Source organism: Streptosporangium sp. NPDC002607 (assembly GCF_053592655.1).
Genome location: NZ_JBSFWD010000002.1, coordinates 210808 through 229098, shown reverse-complemented (window position 1 = coordinate 229098; position 18291 = coordinate 210808). Strand labels below are relative to the sequence as shown.

General features: G+C 70.1%; 14 protein-coding genes. 8 read left to right on the top strand and 6 right to left on the bottom strand.

Translation table 11 applies throughout. From position 1 onward, the window contains the following. Window positions 1-124: 124 nt before the first annotated feature. Together ACWD3H_RS03475 and ACWD3H_RS03470 are read right to left on the bottom strand one after the other, a co-directional pair. Window positions 125-2656 (bottom strand): M14 family zinc carboxypeptidase, encoded by a 2532-nt coding sequence (locus ACWD3H_RS03475; protein WP_451953871.1) that lies wholly within the window; start codon window positions 2654-2656, stop codon window positions 125-127. Between the two features lie 131 nt (window positions 2657-2787). Further along, window positions 2788-3549: an SDR family oxidoreductase gene (locus ACWD3H_RS03470; RefSeq protein ID WP_355564097.1), complete on the bottom strand. Its 762-nt coding sequence runs from the start codon at window positions 3547-3549 to the stop codon at window positions 2788-2790. 238 nt (window positions 3550-3787) lie between these two features. Here ACWD3H_RS03470 and ACWD3H_RS03465 point away from each other — a divergent pair, with 238 nt between their 5' ends. Genes ACWD3H_RS03465 through ACWD3H_RS03445 form a run of 5 tightly spaced genes read left to right on the top strand, consistent with a single transcriptional unit; the run spans window position 3788 to window position 9553 of the window. Beyond that, window positions 3788-5647, top strand: coding sequence for an ABC transporter substrate-binding protein (locus ACWD3H_RS03465; RefSeq protein WP_451953870.1), 1860 nt, complete (start codon window positions 3788-3790; stop codon window positions 5645-5647). Window positions 5648-5653: 6 nt separating this feature from the next. Beyond that, on the top strand, window positions 5654-6688 hold the full coding sequence (locus tag ACWD3H_RS03460) for an ABC transporter permease (RefSeq protein ID WP_355564091.1): 1035 nt from the start codon (window positions 5654-5656) through the stop codon (window positions 6686-6688). Continuing rightward, the gene (locus ACWD3H_RS03455; RefSeq protein ID WP_451953869.1) at window positions 6685-7566 is read left to right on the top strand and encodes an ABC transporter permease; all 882 of its coding nucleotides are present in this window, start codon (window positions 6685-6687) and stop codon (window positions 7564-7566) included. The genes ACWD3H_RS03460 and ACWD3H_RS03455 overlap by 4 nt, the downstream gene beginning before the upstream one ends. After that, the gene (locus ACWD3H_RS03450; protein WP_451953868.1) at window positions 7563-8543 is read left to right on the top strand and encodes an ABC transporter ATP-binding protein; all 981 of its coding nucleotides are present in this window, start codon (window positions 7563-7565) and stop codon (window positions 8541-8543) included. The genes ACWD3H_RS03455 and ACWD3H_RS03450 overlap by 4 nt, the downstream gene beginning before the upstream one ends. Next, a complete protein-coding gene (locus ACWD3H_RS03445; RefSeq protein ID WP_350952340.1) occupies window positions 8540-9553 on the top strand; it encodes an ABC transporter ATP-binding protein in 1014 nt (337 codons plus the stop codon). Before ACWD3H_RS03450 ends, ACWD3H_RS03445 begins: the two co-directional genes overlap by 4 nt. 136 nt (window positions 9554-9689) lie before the next feature. Here the strand turns inward: ACWD3H_RS03445 and ACWD3H_RS03440 are convergent, their stop codons facing one another. Further along, window positions 9690-10988 carry a DUF2252 domain-containing protein gene (locus ACWD3H_RS03440; RefSeq protein ID WP_350952342.1) on the bottom strand — a complete coding sequence of 433 codons (1299 nt, stop codon included), beginning with the start codon at window positions 10986-10988 and terminating at the stop codon, window positions 9690-9692. A 142-nt stretch (window positions 10989-11130) separates the two neighbouring features. On the opposite strand from ACWD3H_RS03440, the gene ACWD3H_RS03435 reads away from it, so the two are divergent. Further along, the gene (locus ACWD3H_RS03435) at window positions 11131-11904 is read left to right on the top strand and encodes an SDR family oxidoreductase (RefSeq protein WP_355564079.1); all 774 of its coding nucleotides are present in this window, start codon (window positions 11131-11133) and stop codon (window positions 11902-11904) included. 82 nt (window positions 11905-11986) lie between these two features. On the opposite strand, the gene ACWD3H_RS03430 is transcribed toward ACWD3H_RS03435, so the two are convergent. After that, complete coding sequence (locus ACWD3H_RS03430; protein WP_451953867.1) at window positions 11987-12670, bottom strand: TioE family transcriptional regulator; 684 nt, start codon at window positions 12668-12670, stop codon at window positions 11987-11989. Window positions 12671-12761: 91 nt separating this feature from the next. Between ACWD3H_RS03430 and ACWD3H_RS03425 the strand changes: the two genes are divergently transcribed. Together ACWD3H_RS03425 and ACWD3H_RS03420 are read left to right on the top strand one after the other, a co-directional pair. Continuing rightward, a complete protein-coding gene (locus ACWD3H_RS03425) occupies window positions 12762-13928 on the top strand; it encodes an erythromycin esterase family protein (RefSeq protein WP_451953866.1) in 1167 nt (388 codons plus the stop codon). A 311-nt stretch (window positions 13929-14239) separates the two neighbouring features. After that, the gene (locus ACWD3H_RS03420) at window positions 14240-16807 is read left to right on the top strand and encodes a glycosyl hydrolase family 18 protein (RefSeq protein WP_451953865.1); all 2568 of its coding nucleotides are present in this window, start codon (window positions 14240-14242) and stop codon (window positions 16805-16807) included. Between the two features lie 36 nt (window positions 16808-16843). Here ACWD3H_RS03420 and ACWD3H_RS03415 read toward each other — a convergent pair whose 3' ends face one another. Together ACWD3H_RS03415 and ACWD3H_RS03410 are read right to left on the bottom strand one after the other, a co-directional pair. After that, window positions 16844-17029 carry a hypothetical protein gene (locus tag ACWD3H_RS03415; protein WP_451953864.1) on the bottom strand — a complete coding sequence of 62 codons (186 nt, stop codon included), beginning with the start codon at window positions 17027-17029 and terminating at the stop codon, window positions 16844-16846. A 39-nt stretch (window positions 17030-17068) separates the two neighbouring features. Then, on the bottom strand, window positions 17069-18271 hold the full coding sequence (locus ACWD3H_RS03410; protein ID WP_451953863.1) for an FAD-dependent monooxygenase: 1203 nt from the start codon (window positions 18269-18271) through the stop codon (window positions 17069-17071). Window positions 18272-18291 lie beyond the last annotated feature (20 nt).

Sequence of the window (18291 nt, the reverse complement as noted above, 5' to 3'; positions counted from 1 at the left end):
GCCGGGATCTTTGCCCTCATTCAGGGACGTTGCACTAGGGGCATGATCACGGGTCACGTCGAGCTTTCGAGGCCGGTACCGAGAACGGCGCGCGCCCCGCGAAAGGACGCGCGCCGCACCGGCTTTACTGCGGAAGTACCACCGCGAGCGGCGAGACCCCCGCGTCACGCAGCGCCCCGGGGAGCTTCCGCGCCCAGAGGTGCTCGTGCGTGTCGAGACCCTCGGGGTTGGCCACGACGAACCGGACCGCGCCGCCGGAAGCGGCCTGCTCGGTCCAGGTGGCACCGAAGCCGTTCAGCGCCGCGGCGGCCTTGTCACGGTCGGCGGTGGGAACCGTGACCCGGATCGGCGACTCGTGCTCCGGGATGGCCGCGGCGGCCTGCGAGGCGTCCGGGGCCGGGGCGAGCGCCCGCGCCCGCGCCGAGGCGGACGGCAGGTCGGCGGTGATCGCGTTGGCGACGATCTTCGCCGTGCCGTCGCTGAAGGCACGGAAGTTCGGCTCGGCGGCGAACAGCACCGCGTGGCCGCCTCCCACCGGCTCGTCGACAACCGCCGCCGTTCCGGCGAGCTCCTCGGCGCCCAGCGCGAAACCGGACAGGAACCAGTCGGGCGAGTCGGCGGCCGGGTAGGAGGTCACCACGTGCGAGGGGTTCGAGGCCCGCATGACCAGGTCGTACGCGTAGAACTGCATGACGCTCGACCCGATGTCCTTGCTCAGCGGCCCCTGGGCCACGTTCGTCCGGAGGAGCGAGCCGGGGATGTCCGAGGTCGGCTCGGTCAGCGTCACGCTGGAGACACCGGCCAGGGCGGCCAGCCGGGCGCCGCCCGCCCAGCCGACGTAGCGCCCGCCGCCGCCGACCCAGTCGCGCAGCGCCGCGCGCCCGGTCTCGCCGAGGGCGTTGTTCGCCGAGTTGGACGAGCCGTCCGGCACGAGCAGCACGTCCAGCCCGCCCAGCTTGCCCGCGGCGACATCGGCCGGCGTGAGCACCTGGTAGGACAGCTTCCAGTCGCGGTCCAGGCGGTGGCGGAGCCAGCCGGAGGACTCGGCCGCGTTCTGCGCGGTGCCACCGGACAGCTGCAGGACTCCGATCTTGCGGGAGGTGGTGACCTTGACCGAGGGGGCGTCCACCGCCCGCACCGGCGTCGCGACGGGCAGCAGCACCTGGCCCGAGGAGCCGCCGGAGACGTTGCCGAGCAGCGGCAGGCTCCACGCGGTCACGTCGTAGAAGTAGGGGAACGGGGTGTAGGTGTCCTCGTTCAGCATGGCCTGGACCCAGTGCTTCTGCGCCTGGGCCAGCGGGATCCAGTAGGTGCCCTTGGGCAGGGTGGTCTTCGCCTCGGGCCTGCCGTACGCCTTGAAGTCCTTGACCGTCAGCGGCGTGGCCAGCTTGTACACCTGGACGTCCATCCGCTGGAGCCGCCGCACGACGAGGTCGGTCTCCGCCCTCTTGGCCGGGTCGTCGGCGCGCAGGAAGTAGTGGCGCACCTTCCGGTCGGGCACCTGGGTGATGACCTCGTGGCCCGGGTTGTAGACCTGGTTCGGCTCCAGGTGGCCGTTGATCCCCTGCTTGAGGGCGTCGGCGTACATGCCGTGCCAGGTGGTGAGGATCTCGGTCTTCTTGGCCGCCGCCGCCGAGAGCGAGACCCACTGGGTGAGCCACTGCTCGAAGGTCCGGGCCGCGATCGGGGAGGCGTTGCCCTTCTCGAAGGTCATGCCCGCCGCGTTGAATCCGCCTGCCGGGACCGTGTCGCCGTAGCCCATGTAGAACAGGTCGTAGACGCTGCGGTTGAAGAACGGGATCCCACGCTTGGTGAACTCGCCGATCATCGCGGCGCCGTAGGTGTTGTTGATCCAGTCGACCGTCGGCTCGGCGATGTCGTGGTAGATCGGGTCGGCGTTCGGCGGGAAGAAGTACTCGGTGCCGCCCATCTCGTGGGCGTCGATGAAGAGCTGCGGCGGATACTTCCGCATCAGCTCGATCTTGCCGTCGGTCTCCGGCTGGGTCCGCGCGAACCAGTCGCGGTTCATGTCGAAGGCGTAGGCGTTCCGCCTGGTGTCGGCCTCGCGGCCGTCGGGGTTCTGCGTCGGCAGGATCACCGTGACGGCGTTGTCCAGGATTCGCCTGGCCGCGCAGTCGTCCCGCCCGGCCAGGTCGTAGAGGGTCTTCAGCGCCGCGTCGGTGCCGCTCTCCTCGCCGCCGTGCACGTTTCCGGCGACCCACAGGATCGCGGGCGTGTTCCTGGCGAGGACCTTCGCCGCGGGGGCGGGGGTGAGGGGGTTGCGCAGCAGCTTGATGGAGTTCTCGATCGCGCGCAGGTTCCGGATGTTCTTCGGGGTGCCGACGATCGCGTACTTCAGTGGACGTCCCTGGGCGGTGGTGGCCAGGGTGCCGGAGACGACCCGGTCGCTGGCCGCGTCGATCGCGGTCAGCAGCGTGTCGGACTCGGCCGAGGTGACCTCCCGCTCGCCAAGGTCGAAGCCGAGGACACTCTTCGGCGTCGGCACCTTGCCGTGGTAGACGGCGGGAGTCTGGGTGGCGTCACAGGTGGTCACGGGTGGTGCGGCCGGAGTGGGGTCCGCCTGGGCGGCACCGGCTGGGAGGGCGATGGCGACGGCCAGAACGGCCGGCGCCACCACCTTGAAGCGCTTCAGCATGAAGTAAAGCTGTCATCTGTGAGAAATGACAGCAAGAGGTAAAATTTTACACTTGCGTTACGAATGGTGCTTTTGGGGCAAAGTGTGGTTGAAGGACCGGATGATCCGGTCGTGGGGGGAGAGTCCGGGAGCTACGCGTGGCCGGAGATGCCGCCGTCCACCGGGATCACGGTCCCGGTGAGGTAGGCGCCGGCGCGTGAGGACAGGAAGATCGCGGTGCCCGCCATGTCGTCGGGGCGGCCGATCCTGCCCAGCGGGACGTGGGAGGCGACCGCCGCGCGCATCCTCTCGTCCTGGAGCGCGAAGGCCATCATCTTCGACTCGAACGGCCCGGGGGCGATCGCGTTGACCGTGATCGACTCCTTGGCGAGCCGCTGGGATAGGTGCCGGGTGAGCATGTGCACCGCCGCCTTGGCCGCGGAGTAGGCGTAGTTCTCCATCGAGGGCACCCGGATACCGTCCACCGAGCCGATGTTGATCACCCTGGCCGGGGACTCGGGGCTCGCGGCGGCGCGGAGCAGCGGCAGGAACCGCTGGGTCAGGTAGAACACGCCCTTGACGTTGATCCCCCAGAGCTTGTCGAACGCCTGCTCGGGGTATTCCTCCAGCGGCGCGCCCCAGGTCGCCCCGGCATTGTTGACCAGCACGTCCAGCCGGGACTCCCGCTCCGCGACCGCCTCGAACAGGGTGGAGACCCCGTCCTCGGTGGACAGGTCGGCCGGGATGGCCGTGCATCCCAGCTCCGCGGCGGTTTTTTCGACCTCGGCCGCCTTGCGGGAGGAGATGTAGACCGTGGCTCCCGCGTCGACGAACCCGGCCGCGATCATCCGGCCGATTCCCCTGGAGCCGCCGGTGACGACGACGATCTTGCCTTCCACCGAGAACAGAGTCATGTTCTGTAGCATGCCGCACCCCGACCGCCCCGTCCATACCGGACGGTCGGTCCAGCACCCCGCAGTAACCCCCGGGTACACATAAGCCCCTTTGTGTCGATTCGTGCCGAAGGGAGTGAAAAATAATGTCGGCAAATAAAACGAGAGTGAAACAATCTTCCACCGCTCGTTGACACACGCTGTTTGTATGGTGTGCCTTCGTTGTCAATAAGTCACCGATCCGAAGGTGGGGCACACCATGGTCAGAACGGGGACGCGCCTGGCGGCGCTGAGCCTGGCGCTGTCGATGGCGACACTTCTCGTGGCGCACGCATCACCCTCTGCCGCCCAGACCGCCCAGACCTCCCAGGGGACGGCCGTGCGGGCACCCCAGACCGAGAAGAGGATCGTCCGGCTGGGCGCGACGCAGAGCATGGACTCGATGAACCCGTTCCTGGCGGTCCGGGTGGTCTCCACGTCGATCCACCGCTGGATGTACGGCTTCCTCACGGTGCCCGATTCCAAGACCCTGAAGCCCAGCCCCGACCTCGCCGAGTCGTGGGAGACCTCACCGGACAAGTTGACCTGGACCTTCACCATGCGTGCCGGGGCCACCTGGTCGGATGGCAAGCCCGTCACCGCCCAGGACGCCGCGTGGACCTTCAACAAGATCATGACGGATGACGGGGCCAAGACGGCCAACGGCCCCGCCGTCGAGAACTTCGACACCGTGACCGCGTCCGACGACCGGACCCTGGTGATCAAGACCAAGAAGCCCCAGGCCTCGATGCTGGAGCTGCCGATCCCGATCATGCCCAAGCACGTCTGGGAGAGCGTCCCCGACATCGGCACCTACGAGAACGAGACCTACCCCGCCGTCGGCAGCGGGCCCTACATCGCCGTCGAGCACAAGAAGAACGGCTATGTGAAGCTCAAGGCCAATCCGTCGTACTGGCGCGGCGCCCCCGGCATCGACGAGCTGCACGTCATCTTCTACGAGAACCCCGAGGCGGCGATCGCCGGTCTGAAGAAGGGCGACATCGACTGGATCGGCCGCCTGCAGGGCCCGCAGTTCGAGGCCCTCGCGGGCGATGCGAACATCACGCAGTGGAACACCCAGGGCCGCAGGGCCAGCTACCTGCAGTTCAACCCGGGCGCCGCGACGGCCGGCGGCGAGCCGATCGGCGATGGGCACCCCGCGCTGAAGGACGTCAGGGTGCGTCAGGCCATCCATCACGCGATCGACAAGAAGGCCCTCGTCGAGCAGGCGCAGAACGGTCTCGCCGTACCGGCGGACGGTTCGATCATCCCGCCGATGTACCAGGAGTTCTTCTGGAAGGCCGAGGGCGACAAGGCCGTCACCTTCGACCTGGCGGAGGCCAACCGCATCCTCGACGAGGCCGGCTACGCCAAGGGCGCGGACGGCGTTCGCACCATGCCCGACGGCGGGCGCAAGCTGGAGATGCGCTTCAGCATCCACACCGACGAGCCCGTCGAGGACAAGATCGCCCAGTTCCTCACCGGCTGGCTGAAGGACATCGGCATCCAGCTCACCACCCGCAGGCTCGACTCCAACAAGTTCACCGAGGAGACGGGCAGCACGGCGCTCTACGACATCGCGATCAGCGGCTGGTCCGTCAACCCGGATCCGGAGGAGATCCTGGCCACCCACCTGTGCAGCCGCAGGCCCACCGCGAGCGGGCAGGGCGGCGGCACCGAGTCGTTCTTCTGTGACAAGGAGTTCGAGAGGCTCTACCAGGCGCAGCTGGCCGAACTCGATCGAGCCGCCCGGGTCGAGCTGATCAAGCAGATGCAGGAGCGGCTCTACACCGAGGCCCCCGTCGTCGCGATCTACTATCCCAACAACCTGGAGGGCTACCGCAAGGACCGGATCGCCTCCATCACCCCGATCCCCGAGGACAAGGGCATCCTGTACGGCGGGAGCAGCTACTGGCCGGTCTACTCGCTGCGTGCGGTGGAGCGCGCCGCCGCCCCGGCCGGGAGCGGTTCGGGAAGCGGCACCGCGGTGGCCGTCGCGGTGGTCGTCGTGGTGGTTCTCGGCGCCGGGGGCTTCTTCCTCCTGCGGCGCCGCCGCACCGCCGCCGACGACCGCGAGTAGCGGCCGATGCTCACATCGCCGCAACAGGCGAGGGGCGACACCGAGGAGGGCGGTGCCCGCCGGGCCGTGGCGCGCTACGCGCTGGTCAAGCTCGGCGGGGCACTGCTCAGCATCGGACTGGTGATCGTCGCCACGTTCTTCCTGTTCCGTCTGATCCCCGGCGACCCCACCATCGCCTACACCCGCGACGTGCCGGTGACCCCGGAACAGCTCGCCCTGCTCAGACGGCAGATGGGCCTGGATCGGCCGCTGGGCGCGCAGTTCCTGGACTTCGTGGGCCGGACCCTGCGGCTGGACCTGGGCACCTCGTACGAGTACCGCAGACCGGTCGCCGAGCTCATCGGCGACCGGGTGGGGCCGACGTTGCTGCTGGTGGGCACCGGGCTGGCCGTCGCGGTCGGCCTGGGCATGTGGCAGGGCACCCGGGCCGCCTGGCACCACGGCGGCCGCTTCGACCGCCTCTCCACCGGGACCGCGCTGACCCTGTGGTCGGTGCCGACCTTCTGGCTGGGACTGCTGCTGCTCATGGTCCTCGCCGCAGGGATCGGCCCGGTACCGGGCCTGTTCCCCACCCGGGGCATGGAGGACGTCGACGCCCCCGACGGGCCGCTCTACCTGCTGCACGTCGCCCACCACCTGGTGCTGCCCTGCCTCACCCTGGTCGCCGTCGTCTACGCGCAGTACCTGCTGGTCATGCGCTCCTCGCTGCTCGACGAGATCGGCCAGGACTACGTGACCACCGCCCGCGCCAAGGGCCTGCGCGACGACGACGTCCGGCGCCGCCACGCGGTGCCGAACGCGCTGCTGCCGACGGTGACCCTGGTCTTCATGCAGATCGGGTTCGTGGTCGGCGGCGCGGTCTCGGTGGAGTTCGTCTACTCCTGGCCCGGTCTCGGGCTGCTGTTCGTCGAGGCGATCAGGGGACCCGACTACGCCGTCATGCAGGGCACCTTCATGCTCGTCTGCGTCGCGGTGATCGTCATGAACACGCTGGCCGACGTGGTCTACCACGTCCTGGACCCGAGGGTGAGGTCGGCTTGAGCACGATCACCCGCACCCGCCGCCGCGCCGCTCTGACGCGGTTCTGCCGCCGGTACGCCAGGCAGCGAGCCGGGCTGTACGGGGCGGCGATCCTGCTGGTCGCCGTCCTGGCGGCCCTGCTCACGCCGCTGCTCACCGACCCGTCGGGGATGGACGTGACGAAGGCGACGGGCACCAGGATGGCACCGCCGAGCATGGACTTCCCGCTCGGCACCGACGAGTCCGGCCGCTCGGTTCTGCTCATGCTGCTGTGGGGCGCGCGGGTCTCGCTGCTCGTCGGGTTCATGTCGGCGCTGCTCAGCATGGTGATCGGCACGGTGTTCGGCATCGCGGCCGGGCACTTCCGGGGCTGGGTCGCCGCCGTGCTGATGCGCGTCACCGACTGGTTCCTGGTGCTGCCCGCGCTGGTCCTGGCCATGGTGCTCGCGGCCATCCTCGGCGGTGGCCCGTCCACGATCATCCTGGCGATCGGGGTGACCTCCTGGGCGTCCACGGCGAGGCTGATCCGGGCGCAGACGCTGGCGGTCGAGGCCAGGCCGTACATCGAGCGGTCCAGGGCACTGGGCGCCGGGCACTGGCACGTCATGACCCGGCACGTGCTGCCGAACGTCGCCCCGCTGGTCCTGGCCAACACCACGCTCATGGTGGCCAGCGCCATCGTCACCGAGTCCACCCTCGCCTTCCTCGGCGCGGGCTCCGGCCAGGTCTCGTGGGGCAGCATGCTGCGCGGCTCCTACGACTGGGGCGCGGCCACCTCGGGAGCCTGGTGGTACGTGCTGTCGCCCGGCCTGTGCATCGTGGCGGTGGTCCTGGCGTTCACCCTCTGCGGGCGCGCCCTGGAGACCGTACTCAACCCGCGGCTGAGAGGAGCCTCGTGACCCTGCTCGAACTACGCGACCTGGCGGTGACCTACCGGGGCGCGGCCGGGGACGTGCCCGCCGTGCGGGGCGTCTCGCTCGGCCTGGAGGCCGGTGAGGCTCTCGGCGTGGCGGGGGAGTCGGGGTCGGGCAAGTCGACGCTGGCCATGTCCCTGCTGCGGCTGCTGCCCAGGAACGCGCTGGTGTCCGGGGAGATCCTGCTGGACGGCGAGGACGTCCTGGCGATGAGCTGGGGGCGGTTGCGCGCGGTCCGGTGGGCCTCGGCCTCGCTGGTCTTCCAGGGTGCCCAGCACGCACTGAACCCGGTGCGCCGGATCGGCGACCAGATCGCCGAGCCGCTGCGGGTGCACGGCATGGCGACCGGGGCCGAGGCGCGGCGCAGGGTGGCGGAACTGCTGGAGCAGGTCGGCCTGCCGGCCTGGCGGGCGCGCGGCTACCCGCACGAGCTGTCCGGTGGCCAGCGCCAGCGGGTGATGATCGCCATGGCGCTGGCCTGCTCACCCCGCCTGATCATCGCCGACGAGCCGACCACCGCGCTGGACGTGATGATCCAGGCGCAGGTGCTCTCGCTGATCCGCTCGCTCATCGCCGAGCACGGGATCGGCCTCGTCATGATCTCCCACGACCTGTCGGTCCTGGCGTCGACGTGCGACCGGCTGGCGGTCATGTACGCGGGCCGGGTGGTCGAGTCCGGCCCCTCGCGCGAGGTCTTCACCGGCGGGCGGCACCCCTACAGCAGGGCGCTGGCCGAGGCGTTCCCCACCGTCGGGGACCCCGCCTCCAGGATGGCGCCCAGGGGACTGGGCGGTGACCCGCCCGACCCCGCGCACCTGCCCGCGGGGTGCTCCTTCCACCCTCGCTGCCCGGTCTCGCTCGTCTCGTGCGCGTCGGAGCCGGTCGAGTTGCGGGCCGCGGGCGACGGCACCGGAGCGCCGCACACCGCCGCGTGCGTCCACGTCAGTGAGGAGAGCCGATGACCCTGCTCGAAGCGCGGGAGGTGCGGGTGGAGTTCGCCTCGCGCGGGCGCCGCGCCCGCGCGGTGGACGGGGTGAACCTCGCCGTGGGCGAGGGGGAGATCGTCGCGCTGGTCGGCGAGTCCGGCTGCGGCAAGACGACGCTGGCCAGGACCCTGCTCGGCCTGGAGCGGCCCACCTCGGGGTCGGTCCGCTACGGCGGTGTCCCGCTGGCCTACTCATCGCGCGCCCTGCGGGCCCACCGCCGCGAGGTGCAGCTCGTGCTCCAGGACCCCACCGGATCGCTCAACCCCCGGCACACCGTCTACGAGGCGGTGGCCGAGGGGCCGCGCATCCATCGCCTGCCCGGCGAGGGCGACCTGGTCGCCTCCGCCCTGTCGAGGGCCGGGCTGCGTCCTCCCGAACGGTTCTTCGACCGCTACCCGCACGAGCTGTCCGGTGGCCAGCGCCAGCGCGTCGTCATCGCCGGAGCCCTCGCGCTGGAGCCCAGGGTGCTGGTCGCCGACGAGCCGGTGGCCTCGCTGGACGCGTCGGTACGCGGCGAGATCCTCGCCCTGCTGCTCCGCCTCCGCGCCGAGCTGGGCCTGTCGGCCCTGGTCGTCACCCACGACCTCGGGCTGGCCTGGAACATCGCCGACCGGGTCGCGGTGATGTATCTCGGCAGGATCGTCGAGTCGGGGCCGGTGGAGCGGATCCTCACCTCGCCCTCGCACCCGTACACCCAGGCACTGCTGTCGGTCCTGCCGGAGTCGCGGTCGCCCGTGGTGCTGGGCGGCGAGCCGCCGGACCCCACCCGGATCCCGGCCGGCTGCCGCTTCCACCCGCGCTGCCAGGTGCTGGCCTCGGGCGCGGCGGCCGAGGCGGGGGTCGAAGGGCTGTGCGCGTCCGGGGAACTGCCGGTCCTGCCGTCCTCGGCCGGGGCCCAGGTCGCCTGCCACCACGCCGAGGCCCGCTCCGCCCGGCGCGAGGCGGAGTCGGAAACGGAGTCGGAAACGGAGGCGGAGCGGCGGTGAGATGAGGCGACCGGCGCCGGGCGCGGCCCTTCCCGAAGGACGTTCACGGAGAACGGTTCCGGAGCCCGGCTCCCGAAGCCGATCACAGGGGCCGATCACAGGGGCCGCTCTCGGGGGCCGGGCCGGCAAGCCGGACTCAGAGGCCGGGGAGGAGGCCGTTCCTGAACAGGTCGACGAAGAGCCCGTGGTCGGCCCTGGCCCGTGCCCCGTAGGCGTGCGCGAAGTCGACCAGGGTGCGGGTGAAGCCCTCGGTGTCGCCGTCGATCACGGCCACGATCGCGTCCTCGGTGGAGAAGTCGACCAGGTCGTGGCTGGACTCGTCGTCGGCCACCGAGTGCATCCTGGCCACCGCCCGGCCCAGGTCGCGAATCACCGAGGCGAGCTCGTCCGGCTCGTTGACGTCGCCCCAGTCCAGGTCGGCGGTGTAGGGGGAGACCTCGGCGACCATCTGGCCGACGCCGTTCAGCGTGGTGTAGCCGAGCCACGGGTCGGCGTACGCCTGCAGGGCCCGCTGCGATTCGGCGGTGCGGTGGCCCTGGTGCTTGAAGTAGCCGTGCACCTTCTCGTCCGTCACGTACCGCGCCACGGCCGGGACCTGGGCCTGCTTCATGTAGAGGATGACGTCGTTCTCCAGGGCCTGGGTGTGGCCCTCAAGCAGCATGTTGTACGAGGGCAGCCCGGCCGAGCCGATCCCGATGCCGGTGCGGAGCGCGAAATCCTTGATCTTGTGCTCGACCGCCGAGACGGTGGGAAGGGTCGTCAGGTAGTCCTGGAAGGCCGCCTCCACCAGCTGCCGGGTCTCCTCGTCGACCGGGTAGCGGCCGTCCATGACGGCGAACCTGCGGTCGAAGTTCTCGACGGTGGTCTCCAGCTCCAGCAGCGCCACCCGGGTGTTCAGCCGGGCGTGCTGCAGCACCCGGTGCAGCACGCCGGTGGTGGTCTCCAGGGTCAGCGAGCCGATCGCGTCGTCCCCACCCTCGGAGATGCCGGTCAGCTCGGCGAGGTAGGCGCCGGCGAACTCGGTCACCAGGGCGGTGATGACGTCGTCGGACAGCGCCTTGGCGTACCCGATGAGCGCGATGCTGGCCGAGAACCGACGCAGGTCCCAGATGTACGGTCCGACGTAGGCCTCGTCGAAGTCGTTGACGTTGAAGACCAGCACGCCGGAGGCGTTCATGTAGGTACCGAAGTTCTCGGCGTGCAGGTCGCCGTGGATCCAGACCCGCCTCGTCTGGTCGTCCAGGAAGGCGTCGTCGGCGAACTCACCGGTCATGTCCGCGTAGAACAGGCAGGCGCTGCCCCGGTAGAAGGCGAACGGCGAGGCGGCCATCTTCCGGAACTTGCGCCGGAAGGCGGCGGGATCGCGCTTCATGGAGTCGCCGAACTCGGTGATCAGGACGTCGAGAATGTGCGCCGAGCGCCCATCGATGGTCATGGTCCGCACGCTAGGGCGTACGACCGAAACTCCGCCAGTTCTCCGAGATTACAGATCTGGAACGCACCAATGGCCGGGCACGGCTCGCGCGGCGTGGCGGGCGTCGACAGCCGCACCGCGCGATCATAGATTCGACGATGAGATGAGGTCCACAAGGGGAGTGGAGGTCGACATGGCGGTGCTGGAGGGCAAGGCGGCGGTGGTCACCGGGGGGTCGCGGGGCATCGGCCGGGCGATCGTGGAGCGCCTCGCCCGCGACGGGGCGGACGTGCTCTTCAGCTACGCGAGCGACGCCGGCGCCGCGGCCGAGGTCGAGCGGACGGTCAAGGAGGCGGGCGGGAGTGCCCGCGCCGTCCAGGCCGACCTGGCGGAGCCGGGCGCCGCCGAGCGGCTGATGGAGACCGCGGAGGAGTTTCTCGGCGGCCTCGACATCCTGGTCAACAACGCCGCGCTGAGCTTCACCCCGACCCCCGTCGCGGAGACCGGCGAGGAACTGTACGACCGCGTCATGGCGGTCAACGCCAGAGCCGTCTTCCTGACCATCCGATACGCCGCCAGGCACATGCGCGACGGCGGGCGCATCGTCAACATCTCCACACTCAACACCGTCCGCCCGGCACCCGGCATCGCCCCCTACGCGGCGAGCAAGGGCGCGCTCGAACAGCTGACCGCCGTCACGGCCCGTGAGCTCGGCGGCCGGGGCATCACCGTCAACACGGTCTCGCCCGGTGCCACGGACACCGATCTGCTGCGCGGCACCAACCCTGCGGCGGCCCTGGCCCAGGTCGCGGGCATGACCTCGCTCGGCCGCCTCGGCGAGCCCTCGGACATCGCCGACGTCGTGGCCTTCCTGGCGGGCCCCGACGGCCGCTGGCTCACCGGCCAGAACCTCCACGCCAACGGCGGCCTCGGCTGAGGATGTAGGCGAGCGTCTCCCGGTTGCGACCGCTGTCAGCGGCCCGGCCTTCCTGTGCCGTTGCGCTGCGCCGTGTTCGGCCTCAGGGTTCGCGGGCGCAGAGGTACGCGTCCAGGTCGGCGGCGCCCTTGAGCATGGCGCGGCCCCGGGCGGACAGGCGGGCCTGCCAGTCGCGCAGGGTCGACTCCAGCGGGGCGACGCCTCCGGCGGAGCGGACCTGAGCGATCAGCGGGGCGATCTGCTCCAGCAGGTAGCCGCCCCGCCTGAGCTGGTGGGTCAGCCGGACGTCCCGTACGTCGGCCGCGTTGTAGATCCGGTAGCCCGTCTGCGGATCGCGGCGCGGCCGGACCAGCCCGGCGTTCTCCCATTTGCGCAGGGTGGCAGGGCGGATGCCGAGCCTCCTGGCCAGCGGGCCGATGAACGTGTCGCCGCGCTCCTGCGGCACGGGCGCCAGATCGCGGAGCGCGGCTTCGACGGCTTGGAGGGTGCGGCGGTCGTCGAGGAGTTGGCCGTGGCTCTCGTCGATGAGCCGCAGCGCGTCCTCGGTGGCACCCCGGTTGACCGCCTGCATGATCGACGTGGCCGTCTGGTGACCGTGCCCGGGCATGAGGGCGAGGAACGCGCGCAGGGCTTGCGCGTGCAGCGGCGTATAGGTGCGATAGCCGTGGACGGTGCGTTCGGCGGCGGGCAGGATGCCGGCGTCCTCGTAGTTCCTGATCGCCTGGGTGGACAGGCCGTGCTCGCGCGCCAGGTCCACTGGCCTCATGGATGCACCACCGATTGAAGGTTCGTCGCGATGAGAGCGGGGATTTCCATGGAAAAGTTTACACCGGAGGTTCAACGATACCGTTGAAGGTATGGATATCAAGGACACGGCCCGGCCGCTCGACGGCACGGGCGTCTCGGCGTTCCTCCGGTCGCTTCCCGCCAAGCCCCTGCTGCTCGGCCTGGGCGAGGCCAGGCACTTCGCGGGGGAGCTGGGCGAGCTGCGCAACGAGATCTTCCGGCATCTGGTCGAGCACGAGGGCTACCGGTCGTTCGCCATCGAGAGCGACTGTCTCATGGGCCTCGTGGTCGACGACCACATCACGACGGGCACCGGCACGCTCGATGACGTCATGGAACGCGGCTTCAGCCACGGCTTCGGCGCGTCACCGGCCAATCGCGAGCTCGTGCGCTGGATGCGCGCGTACAACGAGGAGCATGATGAAAAGCTCCGGTTCTACGGCTTCGACGGCCCTCTGGAGTATTGGGCGGCGAGCCCGCGTCAGGCGCTCACCGCCCTCTACGCCCTCCTCGACGGCCCGCTGCCCTGCACCATGGAAACCCTCGACGCGCTGCTGGGCCCGGACGACCGGTGGACGAACGAGGCCACGGTCATGGACCCGTCCCAGTCGATCGGCCGGTCCGCCGACGCCCAGCGGCTGCGCCTGATCGCCGACGACCTGGTGGCGCTGCTCGACACTCAGTCGCCGCGGCTGAGCGCGGAGGACAGGGAGCGGGCGGCGCTGTACGGGCGCACCGCCGTCGGCCTGCTCCGCTACCACTCCTGGATGGCTGATGCCTACCCGGAACGGTGGACCCGGCTGTCGGCCCTGCGGGACGCGATGATGGCCGCCAACCTGCGTGCCGTCGCCGAGCAGGGCCCGGCCCTGGTTTTCGCCAGCAACCTTCACCTGCAGCGGAACAAGAGCCTCATGTCGTTCGGCGACCAGGCGCTGGAGTGGTGGAGCGCGGGGGCGATCGCCGAAACGCGCCTGGGCGACCGGTACGCCTTTCTGGCCTCGGCCCTCGGCACGGTCGGCGACGACATTCCGTCTCCTGACACCGTCGAGGGCCTCCTGTCCACGCTCCCGTGGGACCACTCTCTCATCGACGCCCGCCGTCTGGCCGAGGCCGTCACGAAGCCCGCCCCGCGCATCTCCCACGATTTCGCCTATTTCCCGCTGGACCCGGCCCAGCTCGACATGATCGACGGCATCGTCTTCCTCAAGCAGGCTGTCAGGCTGAAAAAGCTGGGTTGACACGCACGCGCATCAATCACACCATCCATGCCCGCCCCCTCACCGAAGGCGGCGCCCGGGATCGCCAGGCGATCGCCGCTGTGCGGGCTGGTCGCCGGCCCGCTTTGACGGTAACCGGCTGCGCCGACAGACCGAGGGCTTCCCATGTCGGCGGCCTGTCCTGACCGGCCTTCCGTTCCCGGGCGGTCAAGCGGGCGGCCGTACGGTTCGAGCCGGGCGGGAGGCGTTGTTTTGGGCCTTGTAGGCATCCGGCGCCGGGGTTACGATCCGCGTAATTATTAGGAAACTTTCCTAAATGGAAAGGCATTTACGTGCGCCGATTAGCCTCCATGCTGCTGGTTCTCGCCATGGCAGCCACTCTCGCCGCTCTCTCGTCCCCCGCCTCGGCCGCCGCCCGGCTCACCGCGGTCTTCACCCTCACCGGCACCCAGGGCAAGTTCGTGGTGAGTAACCCCGGCACCACTCCGGTCACCGGCTGGTCGATCACCTTCGACCTGCCCGCGGGCATCACGGTCAGCGGTGCCCAGAACGCCACCACCACGCAGAACGGGACGCGGGTCAAGCTGACCCCCGCCTTCTACATCAACACGGTACGGGCGAACGGCAACACCGAGCCGTACAGCCCCACCTTCACGCTCAGCGCGGCGGCCCAGCCGGTGAGCTGCACGATCAACGGCGCCAACTGCGACGGCAGCGGCGACCCGCCGCCCCCGGACGCGCCCGTCACCGCGACCTACTCGGGGAGCGGCACCCAGGGCAGATTCGTGGTCGCCAACAACACCGACACCGCGCTCAACGGCTGGTCGATCACCTTCGACCTGCCCGCCGGGGTCACCGCGAGCGCCGCGCAGAACGGGTCGCTGAGCCAGAGCGGGCGCCAGGTCACGCTGAGCCCGGCCCACTACAACACGACCGTGGCGGCACGCGGTACCACCGAGCCGTACAGCCCCGCGTTCACGCTCAGCAGCGCGTCCGCCGAGCCGGAGAACTGCAGGATCAACGACGTCAGGTGCGACGGCGCCGCCGACACGCCGCCCGGCGCGCCCGGCAACCTGCGTTCGCCGGTCAAGACCACCAGAACCGTCTCGCTGGCCTGGGACGCCGCGACCCCGGGCAGCCTGCCGATCTCCGGCTACCAGGTCTACCGGGGCGCCGACCTCGCCGCGACGGTCACCGGGACGAGCACCACCGTCACCGGCCTGACCTCGAACACCGAGTACACGTTCACCGTGAAGACCAGGGACCGGAAGGGAACCCTCTCCCCGGCGAGCGCCGCGCTGAAGGTGACCACCAACAACGCCGGTGACGACACCCAGCCGCCGACCGTGCCCGCGAACCTGCGCGTCACCGGCAAGAGCTCCTCCAGCGTCTCGCTCACCTGGGACGCCTCGACGGACAACAAGGGCATCGCCGGGTACGAGGTCTACACCGGCGCCACCCTGGCCACGACGGTGACCGGCACCTCCGCCACGGTGAGCGGGCTGTCGCCGTCCACCGAGTACACGTTCACCGTGAAGGCCCGCGACCTGTACGACAACACGTCGGCGGCGAGCACCGCGCTGAAGGTGAGCACCGACGACATCATCGGCAGCGGATACGCCAGGATCGGCTACTTCGTCCAGTGGGGCATCTACGGCCGCCAGTACTTCGTGCGCAACCTCGACACCACCGGTGCCGCCGCGAAGCTGACCCACCTCAACTACGCCTTCGGCAACATCGACCCGGTGAACCTGACGTGCCTGCAGGGTGTCACCAAGGGCACCACCGCGAACCCGCAGGACCCGAACCAGGGCGACGGCTCCGGCGACGCGGACGCCGACTACGGCAGGCCGATGAGCGCGGCGCAGTCGGTGGACGGTGTCGCCGACACCGGCTGGGAGAAGCTGCGCGGCAACTACAACCAGCTCCGCAAGCTCAAGGCGAAGTATCCGAACCTCAAGGTGCTGATCTCGCTCGGCGGCTGGACGTACTCGAAGTACTTCTCCGACGTGGCGGCCACCGACGCGGCGCGCAAGAAGTTCGTGAGCTCCTGCATCGACACGTACATCAAGGGGAACCTGCCGGTCTACAACGGCGCGGGCGGCCCCGGCAGCGCCGCCGGGATCTTCGACGGCATCGACCTGGACTGGGAGTGGCCGGGCTCGGAGGGGCACGCGGGCAACCACATCGGCCCGAACGACAAGGCGAACAACACGCTGCTGATCGCCGAGTTCCGCAGGCAGCTCGACGCGCTGACCCAGGAGACCGGCAGGCGCTACCAGCTCACCGCCTTCACCCCCGCCGACCCGGCGAAGATCGCCGCCGGCTGGGACCTGCCCGAGGTCGCCAGGTCCCTGGACATCTTCAACGTCCAGGGCTACGACTTCCACGGCGCGGGCAGCGACAACTCCTGGGAGCCCAACCGGGCCGGACACCAGGGCAACCTGTACGCCGACGCCGAGGACCCGTACCCGTTCCACTTCAGCGTCGAGGACTCGGTCGGCGTCTATCTCCAGGCGGGGGTGAACCCGCGCAAGATCACCATTGGTCTCGCGTACTACGGGCGGGGCTGGCAGGGCGTCGCCGACGGCGGGAGGTTCGGCGAGTGGCAGACGGCCACCGGCGCGGCGCCGGGGCAGTTCCCGGACGAGGCGGGCACCCGCGGATACGCCAACCTGCTGGCCTCCGTGCCGGGATGCGCGGTGAGACACGACGAGCAGTCGGTGGCGACCTACTGCTACACCGGCAACGGCGGTCAGTGGTGGACCTTCGACGACGTCTGGTCGATCGGGAAGAAGACCGCGTGGCTCCGGAGCAAGGGCCTGCTCGGCGCGATGGTCTGGGAGATGTCCGGTGACCCCGGCACCCTGACCACCGCCCTGGACGCGGGTCTGCGATAACCGTTCCGCCCGGCTCGCCGGGACGTCGCCCCCGGTTCACCGCGGGGCGACGTCCCGGCCCATCACCCCCGCCAGGCGGAGGGCGCCCCTGGTAGCGCTCGGGCACGCCGGGGCGAGAAAGGGGAACTCGTGGACGGCGTCGATCGCGTACAGGTCGGCGGACCTGTCGGGCATCGCGCGGTGGAGGCGGGTGACGACGGCCGAGAGAGACGTTCCGGGCACGGGGGCCGGCTCCGTTCGTACCGAAGGCGGCGGGACCGGTCAGCGCTCGTAGTCCTTCAGGGTGATGGCGTTCGCCGTCTTCCTGATGCCCTTGGCGATCAGCCCCTTCCACGGCACGTAGGGCAGCAGCTTGTAGTTCTGGTTGACGATCCAGGCCTTGAAACGGTTCTCGGGAACCATCCAGCCGCCCACTCCGTCCGCCGACTTCTGGCAGCCCTTCGCGTACTCGCGCATGGCCTCCTCGTAGCGGGCGAAGCCCACCCGGTGGTCGCCGCCCGCCGCCGCCAGTTCCCCGGCGAGGACGTAGGCGCCGATCATGGCCAGTCCGGTGCCCATGCCCGACAGCGGCGAGGCGCAGCAGGCGGCGTCCCCGAGCAGCACCGAGCGGCCCTGGGACCAGCGGTCCAGGTGGACCTGGCTGATCGAGTCGAAGTAGAAGTCCCGGGCGTCCCGCATCGCGTCCAGCAGCCGGGGCGTCTCCCAGCCGATGCCGGCGAACGCCTCGGCGAGGATCCTCTGCTGCTGCTCGACGTCGCGGCGGTCATAGCTCAGCGATGGGGAGCCGAAGTAGAACATGGCCTTCGCCTCGGTGTTCTTCCGGGCGCTGTACACGGACACGAGCCTGCCGGGAGTGTTGTAGAGCTGCCCGGTGTGGTCGAGGCCGAGGTGGTTGGCGGTGGTGAAGATCGCGCAGTACAGACCCATCCCCTTCACGAACCGCGACTCCGGCCCGAACGCGAGCGCCCGGACGTTGGAGTGCAGCCCGTCGGCCCCCACGACCAGGTCGAACCGGCGTGGCGCACCCCGCTCGAAGGTGACCTGGACGCCCTTCGCGTCCTCGGTGATGGAGGTGATGGAGTCGTCGAAGACATACTCGACGTCCTTTCCGGTCCGCTCGTACAGGATGCGCGCCAGGTCGCCGCGGAGGATCTCCAGGTCGCCGCTGAAGACGTCGGCGGGCATGCTGGAGATCTTCTTGCCCGCCTCGTTGACGTACGTCATCGCGCCCATGTTCGTCCGTTCCCGCCGGATGTCGGCCAGGATCCCCATCCGGTCGAGCACGGTGAGGTGCGCCTCGCCGCGAAAGTCGACCGCGTAGCCGCCGTCGCGGATGCCGGGTGCCGACTCCACGACCGTGGGGGTGAAGCCGTGACGGTGCAGCCAGTAGGCCAGCGCCGGACCGGCGACGCCGGCCCCGGAGATCAGGATGTTCTTGTTCCTCAGACGCGGTGTGGTGTTCATGCCGCGAGCCTGTCCGAGGG

Excerpts from the sequence above, each read along its gene's own strand:
- ACWD3H_RS03475 (WP_451953871.1), bottom strand. The coding sequence starts at position 2,656 with ATGCTGAAGCGCTTCAAGGTGGTGGCGCCGGCCGTTCTGGCCGTCGCC.
- ACWD3H_RS03470 (WP_355564097.1), bottom strand. The coding sequence starts at position 3,549 with ATGACTCTGTTCTCGGTGGAAGGCAAGATCGTCGTCGTCACCGGCGGC.
- ACWD3H_RS03465 (WP_451953870.1), top strand. The coding sequence starts at position 3,788 with ATGGTCAGAACGGGGACGCGCCTGGCGGCGCTGAGCCTGGCGCTGTCG.
- ACWD3H_RS03460 (WP_355564091.1), top strand. The coding sequence starts at position 5,654 with ATGCTCACATCGCCGCAACAGGCGAGGGGCGACACCGAGGAGGGCGGT.
- ACWD3H_RS03445 (WP_350952340.1), top strand. The coding sequence starts at position 8,540 with ATGACCCTGCTCGAAGCGCGGGAGGTGCGGGTGGAGTTCGCCTCGCGC.
- ACWD3H_RS03440 (WP_350952342.1), bottom strand. The coding sequence starts at position 10,988 with ATGACCATCGATGGGCGCTCGGCGCACATTCTCGACGTCCTGATCACC.
- ACWD3H_RS03435 (WP_355564079.1), top strand. The coding sequence starts at position 11,131 with ATGAGGTCCACAAGGGGAGTGGAGGTCGACATGGCGGTGCTGGAGGGC.
- ACWD3H_RS03430 (WP_451953867.1), bottom strand. The coding sequence starts at position 12,670 with ATGAGGCCAGTGGACCTGGCGCGCGAGCACGGCCTGTCCACCCAGGCG.
- ACWD3H_RS03425 (WP_451953866.1), top strand. The coding sequence starts at position 12,762 with ATGGATATCAAGGACACGGCCCGGCCGCTCGACGGCACGGGCGTCTCG.
- ACWD3H_RS03410 (WP_451953863.1), bottom strand. The coding sequence starts at position 18,271 with ATGAACACCACACCGCGTCTGAGGAACAAGAACATCCTGATCTCCGGG.